11 protein-coding genes are annotated in these 15385 nt (G+C 39.9%); 4 read left to right on the top strand and 7 right to left on the bottom strand.

Annotated elements, in window-relative coordinates:
- Complete coding sequence (locus GJS41_RS02280; RefSeq protein WP_154245714.1) at positions 1 to 1032, top strand: Glu/Leu/Phe/Val dehydrogenase; 1032 nt, start codon at positions 1 to 3, stop codon at positions 1030 to 1032.
- Between the two features lie 56 nt (positions 1033 to 1088).
- On the opposite strand, the gene GJS41_RS02285 is transcribed toward GJS41_RS02280, so the two are convergent.
- Complete coding sequence (locus GJS41_RS02285; protein ID WP_154245715.1) at positions 1089 to 6473, bottom strand: hypothetical protein; 5385 nt, start codon at positions 6471 to 6473, stop codon at positions 1089 to 1091.
- A 215-nt stretch (positions 6474 to 6688) separates the two neighbouring features.
- On the opposite strand from GJS41_RS02285, the gene GJS41_RS02290 reads away from it, so the two are divergent.
- The gene (locus GJS41_RS02290) at positions 6689 to 7237 is read left to right on the top strand and encodes an ECF-type sigma factor (protein ID WP_154245716.1); all 549 of its coding nucleotides are present in this window, start codon (positions 6689 to 6691) and stop codon (positions 7235 to 7237) included.
- Between the two features lie 6 nt (positions 7238 to 7243).
- Positions 7244 to 9808, top strand: a complete 2565-nt coding sequence (locus GJS41_RS02295; protein ID WP_154245717.1) for a serine/threonine-protein kinase — start codon at positions 7244 to 7246, stop codon at positions 9806 to 9808.
- On the opposite strand, the gene GJS41_RS02300 is transcribed toward GJS41_RS02295, so the two are convergent.
- The 3 genes from GJS41_RS02300 to GJS41_RS02310 all read right to left on the bottom strand — a co-directional run bounded on the left by GJS41_RS02300 (position 9788) and on the right by GJS41_RS02310 (position 12033).
- Positions 9788 to 10339 carry a PadR family transcriptional regulator gene (locus GJS41_RS02300; protein WP_154245718.1) on the bottom strand — a complete coding sequence of 184 codons (552 nt, stop codon included), beginning with the start codon at positions 10337 to 10339 and terminating at the stop codon, positions 9788 to 9790. The genes GJS41_RS02295 and GJS41_RS02300 overlap by 21 nt on opposite strands.
- 24 nt (positions 10340 to 10363) lie before the next feature.
- Positions 10364 to 11074, bottom strand: a complete 711-nt coding sequence (locus GJS41_RS02305; protein WP_154245719.1) for a hypothetical protein — start codon at positions 11072 to 11074, stop codon at positions 10364 to 10366.
- Positions 11075 to 11160: 86 nt separating this feature from the next.
- Positions 11161 to 12033 (bottom strand): DMT family transporter, encoded by an 873-nt coding sequence (locus GJS41_RS02310; protein ID WP_154245720.1) that lies wholly within the window; start codon positions 12031 to 12033, stop codon positions 11161 to 11163.
- 89 nt (positions 12034 to 12122) lie between these two features.
- Here GJS41_RS02310 and bioA point away from each other — a divergent pair, with 89 nt between their 5' ends.
- Entirely contained in the window at positions 12123 to 13421 is a 1299-nt protein-coding gene (gene bioA / locus GJS41_RS02315) for an adenosylmethionine--8-amino-7-oxononanoate transaminase (RefSeq protein WP_154245721.1), read from the top strand.
- On the opposite strand, the gene yaaA is transcribed toward bioA, so the two are convergent.
- The 3 genes from yaaA to GJS41_RS02330 form a co-directional block, all read right to left on the bottom strand.
- Positions 13422 to 14192 (bottom strand): peroxide stress protein YaaA, encoded by a 771-nt coding sequence (gene yaaA, locus GJS41_RS02320; RefSeq protein WP_154245722.1) that lies wholly within the window; start codon positions 14190 to 14192, stop codon positions 13422 to 13424. It abuts the gene before it with no gap.
- Between the two features lie 76 nt (positions 14193 to 14268).
- Positions 14269 to 14658, bottom strand: a complete 390-nt coding sequence (locus tag GJS41_RS02325; RefSeq protein ID WP_154245723.1) for a VOC family protein — start codon at positions 14656 to 14658, stop codon at positions 14269 to 14271.
- Between the two features lie 10 nt (positions 14659 to 14668).
- Positions 14669 to 15385, bottom strand: a complete 717-nt coding sequence (locus GJS41_RS02330; protein ID WP_195758319.1) for a rhodanese-like domain-containing protein — start codon at positions 15383 to 15385, stop codon at positions 14669 to 14671.

The following is a 15385-nucleotide window of genomic DNA, read 5'->3' on the forward strand; positions in this document are numbered from 1 at the left end:
ATGGCAGTTTTTAACCTAAGAGCATACGACTCACACGAACAAGTGGTTTTTTGTCGTGATGTTGATTCTGGTTTAAGAGCAATTATTTGTATCCACAATACCAACCTTGGCCCTGCTGTTGGCGGTTGTCGCATGTGGGACTATAACTCTGACGAAGGCGCTTTGATTGATGCTTTGCGTTTGTCACGCGGTATGACTTATAAAAACGCTATGGCCGGTCTGAAAATGGGCGGCGGTAAATCAGTCATCATTGGTAACTCTAAAACCATGAAGTCTGAAGAGCTATTCCGCGCTTTTGGACGCTTCGTTGATAAATTAAGCGGCAAATACATTACTGCTGAAGACGTGGGCATCAACCCTAAAGATATGGCTGTGGTTAATAAAGAAACCAACCACGTTTTAGGACTGGAAGGTAAATCAGGTGACCCTTCTCCTGTAACTGCTTACGGCGTTTATAAAGGCATTAAAGCAGCAGCCAAGCATAAACTAGGTCGTGATGACTTAGATGGCTTAAAAATCTCTGTACAAGGCCTAGGTCACGTTGGTTATTACCTATGTGAACACTTGCGTAAAGAAGGCGCTGAATTAATCGTTACCGATATTAACCAAGACAACATTGATCGTGTGGTTGATAACTTAGGCGCTACAGCCGTAGGTATCAATGAAATCTACGAGCAAAGCGTTGATATTTACGCACCATGTGCTTTAGGCGCAACGGTCAATGACAACACTTTAAAGCGTCTTGATACAAAAATTATTGCAGGTGCGGCGAATAACCAATTAGCAGAAGATCGTCATGGTGATATCTTAATGCAACGTGGCATCTTGTATGCGCCTGATTATGTGATCAATGCTGGTGGTATTATCAACGTATCATTCGAAGAGAACTACGACCAAGCTGCAGCGTTAGAGAAAGTAGACGAAATCTATGGCACGCTAACTGAAGTATTTGAAGCGTCTGATGCTGAAAAACGTCCGACTAACGTTATCGCTGATGAATTAGCTCGCCAGCGTGTGGCAGCGGCCAAATAATCAGATAGATTAGTGTTAAATAAAAAAGCGGACATAGTGTCCGCTTTTTTTATAACTTAATTCCTTATTTTTCTTACCCTAGCGAAGAACAACAACAGCAGCAGCCCTAAAATATTCCAACTACCGCCTCCTCTTGTGTCACGAGTATTATCTAACGGGAAGTCGTCATCTGTGTCAGAAGTTCCATCGTTGTCGTCATCATTATCCACACCATTATCACACAAGCCATCGCCATCCGTATCGGTAGGAAGAGAAGCTGCATCTAACGGATCAGTACCACAAGTGTCCTCATCCACATCAGAGAAAGTATCGTTATCGTCGTCATCATCGATACCATTATCACATAAGCCGTCACCATCCGTGTCGGTAGGAAGAGAAACTGCATCTAATGGATCACTACCACAAGTGCCCTCGTCCAAATCGGTAAAAGTATCGTTATCGTCGTCGGTATCGGCATTGTTACCAGTGCCATCTGAATCCGTATCTAACCATTCAGTTGGATCCAATGGGAAAGCATCAATGCTATCTAAGAAGGTATCGTTATCGTCGTCATCATCAACGCCATTGTCACACAGCCCATCAGAATCCGTATCCGTAGGTAGAGATAACGCATCAAGTGGATCACTGCCGCAAATGCCCTCATCCACGTCGGTAAATGTATCGTTATCGTCGTCCGTATCGGCGTTATTACCGATACCATCATTATCAGTATCGGTGTCCTCAGTAGGATCGAATGGGAAAGCATCTAGGGCATCTGGCGTTCCATCGTTATCATCATCGTCGTCAACTCCATTGTCACATAATCCATCACCATCCGTATCCGTTGGTACTGAGCCGTTGTCTAAAGGATCAGAACCACATACGCCTTCATCAAGATCCGAATAGTTATCACCATCATCATCTGTATCGGCGTTATTACCGGTTCCGTCAGAATCTGTATCCAACCATTCCGCTGGGTCCAATGGGAAAGCATCGTTAGTATCTAAAAAGTTGTCGTTGTCATCATCCAGATCAACACCGTTATCACAGAGACCGTCACTATCCGTGTCAACAGGAACAGAAACAGCGCTTAATGGGTTGGAACCACAAATATTTTCGTCTATATCCGAGAAGGTATCACCATCATCATCCGTATCGGCGTTATTTCCAATACCGTCCGAATCCGTATCCAACCACTCTGCCGGATCCAATGGGAAAGCATCATTGATGTCTAAGTAGGTATCATTATCATCGTCATCATCAACACCGTTATCACAAAGACCATCAGAATCGGTATCCGTTGGTAACGATAACTCATCAAGCGGATCACTACCGCAAGTACCCTCATCAACATCTGAGAAGGTATCGTTATCGTCGTCGGTGTCCGCATTATCGCCAGTACCATCGCCATCGGTATCAGTCGTTTCATTAGGATCTAGTGGGAAAGCATCATTAGCATCATCAACCCCATCTCCATCGGTATCCGCATTTCTTGGATCGGTTTCACCTGCATCGACAATGTTGTTGAAGTTAGTATCTTCGTGAATATCTAAAATACCGTCGTTATCGTCGTCTTGGTCACCAAATTCAATCGCACCTGAAGCATCAATCACGCCATTAACGCGCCCATCACCGTCCGGATCATTTGCCCAAATTAGTGTTGGATATTCAGTATCAGTTCCAAAATCCCAAATCGCCGGATCCCAGTCTTTAAAGATAGTGGAACCGGGCTTACAAGCTGTATCATCAGGCGCAGTCGGACACTGGATTTCGGCGGTGGTTAAACCAAAACTGTTGGTTCCGGTAAAGAAACCTTCATTTCTACCCATCATCTGTAATTGGGTTGAGGCCTCTTGATCCCAATAACTTGAATTTACATTCGCAACCTGTTGGTTTACTCCAATTAAAGCCCCAGTAGTAAAATTTCCAATAACTTTTCCATAGACGTAACTATTGTTATAGGAGTTATCACCCCGATCCAGCGCTATAATTCCGCCTACCCTTTGAGGGCCAAAAACCTCTCCAGCAGCATAAACGTTAGAAAAATCGATCTCAGAGCCCTCACCGACAATACCTCCTACCCAATCATTACCGGAGACTCGTCCTGAAAACACCACCTGCTTAATCAACGAACGGTCAAAAATAATGCCAACGATACCTCCAATATTGGAAAAATTGCCACTTACTTGGCTACTGACTTTTAATCTGCCGATACTTGTATTGCGTGCTCTTCCGACTACCCCTCCAACATAAGATCCACCTACAACTTGAGACAAAGAACCTGATAGTTCTAAATTCCTAATGACAGCGCCTCTAGAAGCTCTAAAAAATCCAACATAATCTTCATTGGCTCGGGCAATATATAAGTTTCGAATAGTTTGATAATTGCCATCAAAAATCGCTGTAAATTCTGCTTGTGCCATAAACAATCTGAAAATGCCTATTGGCTCCCAGCCTTCTCCGCCATTCCAATAAGTATCATTGGCATTCATCACACCATCGCCATTGGTATCGAAATCCAAGTCATTCATTAGCTCATAGCCGGTACAAGGACTAGAACCATCAGCAACGCCATTACAACCGCGCGAATCCTCAGCGCTCATGTGGGCATAACGTAAACCAGCACCATCTAACGCATAACGAATCGCATCTAAATCTTCTAAGGTATCAATTTCGATCAGACCGTCATCATCTAAATCCACATCATCAACCACACCAACTAAGTTGGGTTTATGATCTTCCGCGTCATTAACGCTGTCACCGTCCGTATCCGCTTCTAAAGGATTGGTATTATGGATATTGACTTCATCAAAGTCAGACAAGCCATCATTATCCGTATCTGAGTCAAAAGGATCCGTGCCTAAAGTTGCTTCTTCGCTATCGGTTAAACCGTCGTTATCGTCGTCATCATCATTGACATCTAAAATACCATCGCCATCGGTATCTCGCTGTGGCACTCCGTTAAAGATTAACACCGGATACTGTTTATCAGTTCCAAAATCCCAAATCGTAGGATCCCAATCTTTAAATATCGTAGAACCCACTTTACAACTGGTGTTATCAGGAGCCGTAGGACACTGAATCTCAGCAGTCGTCAAACCAAAACTGTTGGTAGCTTCAACAGTAGTACTACCGCCATCCGCAATTAAATTCGATTGGGTCGAAGTATCTTGATCCCAATAACTGGAATTTACCTTTTCAGGGTCAATTGGTGGACTGCCATTTCCGATTAATGCGCCGGCTCCTCTATTGCCTGAAACTTTTCCATGGACATAACTGTTATTATAGGTATTTGCAATAGTACCACTGGGGTTCCCCATAATTCCGCCAACAGCTTCAGAACCTTTTACCTCTCCAGCGGAGTAAACATTGGAAAAAGTTGTATTATAGCCGTTAGCGACAATTCCTCCTACGGAGGTGGAGCCAGATACTGTTCCTAAAAAAACAGCTTGTTCTATCGTAGATTGGTCTAGAGCCGAAGCAACAATTCCTCCAGCTTGGAAATAAATGCTAGTTACTTGGCTATTGACTTTCACTCTGCTGATACGGGTGTTATCAGTTGCTTGCCCGACTAATCCTCCAACTCTAGTTGAACCAGTAACTCGAGATAAAGAACCCGATAATTCTAGGTTTCGAATAACAGCACCTTTAACCGCGCCAAAAAAACCAACAAAATCTTGTGTTGTCCTAACAATATATAAGTTTCGAATCGTGTGATAATTGCCATCGAATGTTGCTGAAAATGGTACTGCTGCTCCAAACCCTGTCGTACCTACTGGATCCCAGCCTTTTCCGCCATTCCAATAAGCATCACTGCTACCCATAACGCCATTGCTATTGGTATCGAAATCCAAGTCGTTCATCAATTCATAGCCGTTACAAGGGGTAGAACCATCAGCAACACCATTACAGCCTCGCGAGTCGGCTGAGCTCATGTGAGAATAGCGTAAACCAGTACCATCTAGGGCATAACGCATGGCATCTAAATCTTCTAAGGTATCAATCTCAATTAGACCATCATCGTCTAAATCCACATCATCAGTCGCATTAGCATCATTCGGATTAGAATCAGCGCCATCTAGTTGACCATCGCCATCAGTATCGGAATTAAAGGGATCAAGTCCTAACTGATTTTCAACTAAGTCAGAAATTCCATCATTATCATCGTCATCATCGTTCAGATCAGAAATCAAGTCGCCATCGTTATCCGGCGGCGTACTGGCCGCATCCACGGGATCCGTACCATTAGCATTTTCATCATCGTCACTGTAGCCATCATTGTCGTCATCGGTATCGTCAACATCCAAAATACCGTCGTTGTCGGAATCACGTTGCGATACGCCATTGATGATTAAAACCGGATATTGCTTACTCGAACCAAAGTCCCAAATGGTATCGAGCCATAATTGATAAATGGTGCTACCGCTTTTACAAACGGTATCGTCCGCTGTAATAGGGCATTGCATTTCAGCAGTCGTTAAACCAAAAGTATTGCTTCCGACAAAGTTATTACCAGTAGCTTGAGTCTGTTGAGTCGTTTGTGTATCCCAGTGACTATTGGTAATGGTGAAAGTGCCGCTATTGTTATTGAAATTGCCGACTAAACCACCAGCTGATGAAGAACCATTGACTTGACCATATGCATGGCTATTAATAATAGACTTTTCATAAGTTTCGCCGACTAAACCGCCTGCAGTGGCTCCCGAAACTTCAACATTCGCCCAGTTATTTCGATTAAACTTTACTGATGCGGCGCCTTGCGCAAAACCAATTAAGCCGCCAGCAATGTTACTTGATTGCACTCGGCCTTCCGCGTAGGAAGCTGCCACAACTCCTAAATCGACACCAACTAATCCACCAACAAAGTTTACACCCTCAACACGACTGCTTGCGGTTGTTCGCATTCGAATAAAATTTCTACTGACAGAGCCATTGTTATATCCGACTAATCCACCGACTGCCTGATTACCGATTACTCCATAGATATTGGTAAGACCTATATTTACAATAAGAGCATTAATACTAGTCGAACCAAATAAGCCAACATAGTCTTCAGTGGGTCGATTGATTAATAAAGCATTAATAACAAAGCCATTACCATTAAAAGTAGCATTGAAGGGAGTATTGAAATCACCTATAGGAACCCAGCCTGCTCCGTTATTCCAATACCATTGAGAAGCATCAAAAGGATCAAAGTCCAGATCATTCATCAACTCATAGCCGTTGCAACCCGATACGGGACAACCGGTGCTATTGTTAACGTTATCTGCGCCATCCGAAAATGCAGAGCCATCCAAGTGATTACGCATCGCATTTAAATCTTCAATGGTATAGATCTCTATCCACCCATCATCATCGATGTCAACATCGGCTCGTGACGCCGCATTAATCGCCACCGAGAAATTCAAGATTAATGCTGTTAGCACTGTAATTAATAACACTTTATTTAAGTTGGTATACATCTTTATTTGCTCCCCAAAGGTCCCTCAAATATGGTTTCCATAAAAATTGCCTATTACCCTTTAAAGCAAGAACTAGCGGGAAAACTGTCATTAGTTATAAATATTTATTGATAGAAACCAGTAAAGCATTGAATTAACAGGTAAATTTTTGAATTATTCGACATTTCATGGCGATTAAATTAGGATAAAACGCAGTAATCACTCTATTTTTGTATATGAATAAAGAAGTCACTCAATTATTCAATCAATGGCAAAGTGGCGATCAAGCAGTTCAAGAGCAATTAAGCCAATTGATTTATCAAGAGCTACATCGGTTAGCCTCTTTTTATATGCAAAAAGAAAATCAAGGCCATACGCTGCAAGCGACAGCCATCGTCAATGAAGTTTATATTCAGTTAAACAATCAGAATCTCAATGTGAATAACCGCCAACACTTGTTTGCGTTAGTCTCTAACATGATGCGACGTTATTTGGTTAATCATGCCAAAACCAAGCTCACGCAAAAGCGCGGCGGCGATTGGTCTAAAGTTGAAATTAATAGTGAAGTCGATGGACAACAACTTAACCTTGAGCAATTACTCGACTTTGATGAGGCGCTAGATGAGTTAGCGAAAATCGACGAAAGAAAAGCACAAATTATCGAACAACGTTACTTTGGGGGGCGAGAATTAGAAGAAATTGCTATAGCATTTGACATTTCAGAGTCTACCTTACATCGCGATATTAAAATGGCCAAAATATGGCTTATGGAAAAAATGAGCTAATCGATTATGGATAAATCACTTTGGAAAAAAATTGAGCCGCTGTTAATTGCTTGTGAAGAGCTGCCGAAAGAAGATGTTTTGGACTATCTAAATAGCCAAACCAATGATCAAGAGTTAATCGAACGCGTCTTACATTATTTAAATTTTTCCAATCAATCGAATACCATTTTTTCAAGTATTATCGGTGAGGCCGTTCAATCGAGTATCGAACTTTCTGAAGAAGGCATTCCAAAAAAAGTTGGTCCCTACTCCATCATCGAAAAAATTGCACGTGGCGGCATGGGTACCGTTTATTTAGCTCAGCGTGATGATGACATTTACGATAAAAAAGTCGTTATCAAAATCGTTAATGGTATTTTAAGCGAGCAACATAAATATCGCTTCCAACAAGAGCGAAAAATCTTAGCCAAGCTGCAACATCAAAACATTGCGCAAATCATTGACGGTGGTTCCGTAGATTCTGGTCAACATTATTTGATTATGGAATATGTTGAAGGTATTAGAATTGATCGTTATTGCGATAAAAATGATTTAAGTATTGAGCAACGCATTAAACTTTTTAAACAAGTGGCCGAAGCCGCTCGTTACGCTCATAGGAATTTAATTGTTCACCGTGACATCAAGCCTTCGAATATTTTGGTGGATAATAGTGGAAACGCCAAGCTATTAGATTTCGGCATCGCTAAAATTTTAAACCCAGAAGAAGAGATGGATTTAGGGCTGACGCGTACTCATATGCGCTTAATGACGCCTGAGTATGCCAGTCCAGAGCAAGTCAAAGGCGAAGATATAACTCTTTTAAGCGACGTTTACAGCCTAGGGGCATTATTGTATGAGTTAATTGTTGGCGCAGCGCCAATTGTGATCACTAGCAGTAGTCCTGCCGAAATTGAACGAACTATATGTGAAACCACGCCAGTAAGGCTTAGAACTAGCTTAAAACGCCAAGACAGCAATAGAGTTATTGATAAGAAACTCATTAATAGCTCTTTAGTAAAAGATCTTGATAATATTTTATTGAAAGCTTTAAGAAAGGAACCAGAAAATCGTTATGAAACGGTTAAGTTATTTATTGATGATTTAGACAATCTTCTCAATAACAAACCTGTTACAGCGAGCCCAATATCAAAGCTCTATTTGGCTTCCAAATTCATAAAACGGAATCTGTGGCAATCGTTATTAGCAGGGGTTTCAGCTACAGCTATTGCCGGCCTTATTTCCATTCAGTATATAAGTAATAAAAAGCTCCAACAAGAAAAGGAAGAAGCAGAAACTCAAGCTGAAATTTCCCGTCAAACAGCTAATTACTTTTCTAAGCTTATTGAATCAGCGGATCCTGAGTTTTTCCAAGGAAGAGAAATAACTGTAAGGGAAGCTCTCGATCAAAGCGTTGACGAATTATTGGCTACTGATGAACTCAATGGAAAAATCAAGTCGCGCTTATTGCATATGTTAGGGCGAGTCTATAGGAACCGTAACAACCCAGAAAAAAGCTTACCACTGCAAGCTAAGGCAATTGAATTAAGAGAAGCACATGATGATGGAAAACCTAGCTATCAGCTGGGGCAAATGTATGGCGAATATGGTGATAATCTACGCCAACTTAATCGTTACGATTTAGCTCCTGAAGCGTTCGAAAAATCCATTGCGATTTTAGAACAATTGACCGATGACCTATCGATTAAAGAAAGAGCGAACACTTATAATAATAGTGGTATCGTATATAGTCATATTGGTAATTACCAAAGAGCAAAAGAAGTTTTAGAGTATGCGATTGAATTAACCCCTGAGCCTACTGGGCAAAAAAGCAGCTATTACTTTAACTATGCGCGAAATTTTCTTTTCCAGAAAAAATTAAAACTTGCCCAAGAATTTTATCAAAAATCATATGATCTTAAATTGGATATTTATGGTCCATTACAACGCCGAACTTTAAATACACTTTACGGCATGGCTTTGACTGAGTATGAGCTAGGGAATTATAAAAAGGCAAAAAATCAAATGGAATTAACATTAACTGAGCGAATTAAAATGTTTGGTGACGATAATAGCATTGTAGAGTCAACTCGAAGCTTCTTAATGCTTATGCATGCAAAGCTAGATGAATGGGAGCAAGCAGAAACTATTTTCAAGAGGCTTAGAAATAAAGCTTTTGATGAAGATTTTAAGTTAGTTGAAAATTCAAACCTTCCAAGAATGGCGACTTATATTGAAATAAAAAATGATAAAGAGTTAGCGTTAAATTATTGGTCACTACAACTAGATTATTTGCAAGCAAATCAACCTCATAGAACTCGCTCAATACATATTGCTTATTATAATAAATTACGTTTATTACATGAGCTTAAAAAATCTCATGAGTTAACTGTTCTGGATAAGGCGTTTTTTCAAACGGTTAAAGACTATTATCCGAAAGATAGCTTAGAAGTTGCTCGAATTAACTACCTTGAAGCACAGTATCTAAACCGTGTTGATTCGGAATTAACCAACTCGATTCTAAAAGCTCTTAATTCTGAAATCATTGATGACTTCAAAAAGAGCTTGTTCGCATCACAACCTGAGCTTAATTAACTCTATAGCCTCTTCGCACCACTCTACAATCGCCCCAACTTTTTTAACCCCCATCAATAAAGTCAGCTGTGGATAAAAGCTTTCATCTGGAACATCATAAGGAAAGTTATCGACCTCAGACTTAGCTTGCTCTAATATCCCGCACAAGTGCTGATGCCATTGATGCATTTCTTGATACAGAGCCTGCATAAAAGCTAGCTTTTGCTCAGTAGAATTTAAACTATTTAAAAAGAAGGTTTGCGCTAAATAGGCATGCCGCTCAGTATGCACGACAGGCCCCTGTTCTATCCAATCAACTAATTCTTCTATGCCTTGTTGAGTAGTTTGATAAACTTTTTTATTAGGGCCTTTGCTAGACTCTACTTCGGTAATAGAAAGCTTGCCATTATCGGCAAGCTTTTTCAGTTGAGGATAAATTTGTGATAACTCTGCCGACCAAAAGTTACTGAAGATTTCGTCAAACATCTTCTTTACGTCATAGCCACTTTTTGGTTCTTGTAAAATACCCAGTAAAATATGTTGTAAGCTCACTATGTCAGCCTCTTATTCTTGCTATTAAACTTCTTTGAATTTCTTCTGATAATGGCGCTTCCAAATGAACTGTGCAGGAATACCAATTAAAGCTGGTAAAATCCAAGGAATAATCGCAATAGTCCCCTCTAAACCAATATCAAAAATTCGAGTAATACCAAATACTGCAAAAGCAGTATGGAAAGCTATGCCTGCGCCCAGCATTGAGTTCAAGTGTTCATATAACCATGCTTTTGGAGAGCTTTGTTTACCGCGGATATACTGCAGAATTTGTAGACCGGTAAAAATACCAATTGGGCTTAAGGCCAGTAAAACTGCCATAGAACCTGGCTTAACTATTAAGGCAAAGCTTATAATGAAGATACTGGCTGCAAAACAAATAGCTAACATTGTTTTCCAATAAGCCGTGTTCATTACCTTAGGATCCTTTTTCGAATCTAAAACTGCAACTCCAAAAGCAATAACAACATATGTCACTATCGATAAGTAGCCTAAAAATAATAAAAAAGCATAGTTATTAGGGGATATATTCTTTTCGATGATTTGAGGAATATACAAAAATAGGCCTGCTAATGCCGATAAAACAACCACCCTACCTAACCAGGTCCAATATTTACCCGTTTGGCGATGAATCTTACCGCCTTTTTTGCTAAAGATTGGGATCCAAAATAAAAACAATCCAACAAAGCCACCAATAATGTGGGTGTATCGAAGAATTTCGTGAATGATGTCCATTTGCTCACCTCTATATAAATTTTTATATAGATTACTATATAATTTTTTACATAGTCAAGCTGAGCTTAATTAGAAGATGTTACTAATTATGAACTCAGGCGCCTGGAACGGTAGATAATACCCGCTAAATTGGCACTTAAGATCAAGCTTGCCCCAATAATTTTATTCGATGTCATCGCTTCATTAAGCACAAAAAAGCTTAATAGCATGGCCAATGGTACATATAGATAATACACAATTGAGGTGACAACATGATTTAATTCGGTAGTGACTTTGACCCATAAGGTATGCCCAATGAGTGTGCTAAAAACACCCATAGCCGCAAGTCCCCACCAGGCCTCCGAGCTGAGTTCCAAAGTAGATTGGGGTAAGAATGGTAGTGCTACAGCAAACACTAACATGGCAATAAAAAACTGGCCAAATGCCCTTCTTTGATTATTAATCGTATTATATTTTTGATGCAGTAATGGTAAACAGGCATACAAAAAACCTGAAACCACCCCAAGAATTAGTCCTAAGGTCATTTCGTTTTCAAGCGAGAACTCAGGCACGATAAAATAGACGCCAATAAAAGCTGTAACCACACAAGCAAACTCAAATAAGCTGGGTTGCTGCCCTTTAAAAAACCAACCCAGTAGCAGTAAGTGAGCACCGTAAGTTGAAACGCCAATGGCGGCTATCGCTGCGGTAGAAAACTGAATACTATAAAAATAGGTGAGCCAGTGAATAGAAAAAATGAAACCAATAATGGTGATGGGCAACCAGTTTTTCCTTTGCGACCAAACCGACTGATTGATTAATTTCGCAAAAATAAACAACCCAACGACCGCAATCGCCAAACGTACGAAACCGACTATCCAAGCGTTTACTTGAATCATTTTTATAATCACTGGAACGATTGCCATTGCAAAGACTGCAACCACTGCTAAAGAAATTAAACGCCAGAAAGAGGTTTGCATAGCCAAAGAAGTTTGTTTTTTTGCAGTATATCTAAGCAACTCAATTTTAGATATAATTTAAGTCATTAATAGTACCTATAAATACACACATGGATTTACTATCCCTAGATAGAAATGATATTTGGCATCCTTATACCAATACCTCTAAAGACAATCCTCTTTATTTAGTTAATTCCGCATCAGGTGTAGAAATATACTTGGAGAGTGGCCAAACGTTAATAGATGGTATGTCGTCTTGGTGGGCTGTTATTCATGGATATAACCATCCAGAACTCAACCAAGCGGCAAAGAATCAAATTGATAAAATGAGCCACGTGATGTTTGGCAGCTTGACGCATGAACCAGCAATTAAATTAGCTCAAAAGTTACTATCACTCACATCAACTAACCAACAGCAAGACTTTAATAGAGTCTTTTTCTCAGACTCTGGTTCAGTCAGCGTCGAAGTGGCTATCAAAATGGCCATTCAATATTGGTTTGCCCAAGGAAAGTCCGAGAAAACTAAACTCCTGACTATTCGCAATGGTTATCACGGTGATACCTTCGCCGCCATGAGTGTTACAGACCCAGACAATGGTATGCACTCAATGTTTGAAGGTATTTTAGCAGAGCACTATTTCGCTGAACTTCCTGTCTATGGTGAGAATATTGAGTGGCAAGCTAAATACCTTGATTCAATTAAGCAACAATTGGAAAAAAATCACAGCAATATTGCAGCAGTTATCTTAGAACCTTTAGTTCAGGGTGCGGGAGGCATGAAGTTTTACGACGTCGAGTATCTAAGGCAAATAAAGGCACTGTGTGATAAACATGATGTGCTATTAATCTTTGATGAAATAGCCACAGGTTTTGGCCGAACAGGCTCATTGTTTGCCTATCAAGGAGCTCAAGTGGTTCCTGATATAATATGTTTAGGTAAAGCTTTAACCGGCGGCTATATGACGCTTGCTGCGACTCTAGCTAATAAAAAAGTTGTCGCAGGTATTCATGCCGATCAATCTGGCGTACTAATGCATGGTCCAACATTTATGGCCAACCCGCTGGCTTGTGCCGTAGCCTTCAAGTCACTTTGTTTACTTGAGGAGTCTAACTGGCAGCTTAAAGTTAGATCCATCCATAATCAGCTATTGGAAGAGCTATCACCTTTAGTAGACAACCTTTTGGTTAACGACGTTAGAATCAAAGGAGCAATAGGCGTTGTTGAAATGAAAAAGCCTGTAGACTTCAACTGGATAGTACCAAGGTTTGTAGAACTAGGAGTTTGGATTCGTCCATTTGGAAAGCTCATCTATATTATGCCGTCCTATATTATAAAGCCTGAGCAATTATCTGTATTAACTCAGGCTATTAAAACGGTTATTTATGAAATGAGTGTTAGTGAAGATTAGTTACTGCTTACGAGTGAAAGTCCAAGTATTGTCTTTTGATAATTTTTTGCTGAATTTATAACCTTCAAGATTAAAACTTTTAATATCTTCAGGAGCAGTAATTCTATTATCAATAATATAACGGCTAAGCAAACCTCGAGCTTTTTTGGCGTAAAAGCTAATCATCTTATAATCGCCATTTTTATATTCCTTAAACGCTGGCGTGATCACATCAGCATTTAATATTTTCGGTTTTACCGATTTAAAGTATTCATTAGAGGCTAAATTGATCAGCACTTCTGATTTAAGGCTTTTCAATTGTTCATTCAAAGCATCAGTAATTTGCTCTCCCCAGAATTGATATAAGTTGCTGCCTCGCTTGTTTGCTAGCTTCTTGCCCATTTCTAAACGATATGGCTGCATTAAGTCCATTGGACGCAACAAGCCATATAAGCCTGATAAAATTCTTAGATGTTTTTGCGCAAATTTAAAATCATTGGCTTTCATAGTTTCTGCATCAAGTCCGGTATAGACATCACCTTTAAATGCCAACACTGCTTGTTTTGCATTATCGGCAGTAAATGGCTTTTTCCAAGATTGAAAGCGCTCTACATTTAAGTCTGCTATTTTCTGACTCACGCCCATCAAATCAATGACATCTTGCGATTTAAATTTTTTAAGTTGATTTATTAATTCTTGCGAATCATCTAAAAAATCAGGTGAAGTACTAATTGAAGACTTAGATTTTGTTTCAAAATCTAAAGTCTTTGCAGGAGAAACGACCGTAAGCATAATAAACAGTTTTTATATGTTAATGGATAAAATTATGCCTTGTTGCAAAGGTGGCTACAAGGCTTAGCTAGTAATATTACTCAAACTTTCCTTCATTAAGGATTTCCCAAAGCTCAACTTTGTTGCCTTCAGGGTCCATAAACCAACCAAACTTTCCATAAGATTCTGCACATGGCTCGCCAATTAATTCGCCACCATTGGCTTGCACTTGTTTCAAACATTCACCCAAATTATCAACTATCAAATTAAACATGAAGTCATTTTTCGACGGGTTAAAGTAATCCGTGTCGCTTTTAAAGGGTCCCCAAACAGTACATGCCCCTTTCGGCGCTGCATCCAGTGCAAAGCTAGTGCCTCCATAACTTTTATCAATGTCAAAACCCAAGGTTTTTTTATACCAATCGCCTAGTGCATCCCTATCCTTTGCCTTAAAAAACACACCGCCAATTCCTAATGCTTTACCCATATTGCTCTCCTTACATTTTTACGCGAGTACCAAGAGTGTCATGCATTTTATCTTGGTTAATACCGTTAATCACGTTAGTGTAGCCTTTTTCTTCTAATAGCGCTTTAGCAATACCAGAGCGACGCCCACTGCGGCAATAAACATAGATTTTAGAATCCTTTTCTAAGTTTAAAGTACTGATAGTTTCTTCAATGGTTTTATAGTCGAGATTCTTAGCATTGGGATAGTGACCTTGCTCATACTCACCTTTCGAGCGAACATCGATAATGACGTGTTCGGTTTTACTGAATTCTTTCTTTACGCTGACAGAGGTGGTAACCAAAAGCTCTGCTTTGATTTGAGTTCTATCTATCCTGATGTTAGTGGCTGGATAAGGCCTAATCTTATCCAATGTGAATTGATAGCCGTTTGCCAATCCAGATTTAGGGTATTTTTCGCCGCCATGAGTATTTAGAGTCAAAGTTTGGGCTGAATCGTTTCCGGTCACTAAAAATACTGCCTGGGCATTACCTGCCCAAGAACATTGCATGCCTTTTGGGCAGCGAGAGTCACCGGCTAACTCGAGGAACTCAATATTAACTTGATTAATATTGAGTTTTTGCCCAATCTTTATTGGCAATGATATGTTCAGGTTCTCTTTTTGCTCTTTAGGTAAGCTTTCTTCTTTAAAGTTAGACTTAGAGCATGAAACCAAAACAAGCATTAAAAGTAAGGCTAAATTTCTCAT

Origin of the sequence: Kangiella sp. HZ709 (assembly GCF_009674675.1) — a bacterium.
Taxonomy (GTDB): Bacteria; Pseudomonadota; Gammaproteobacteria; order Enterobacterales; family Kangiellaceae; genus Kangiella.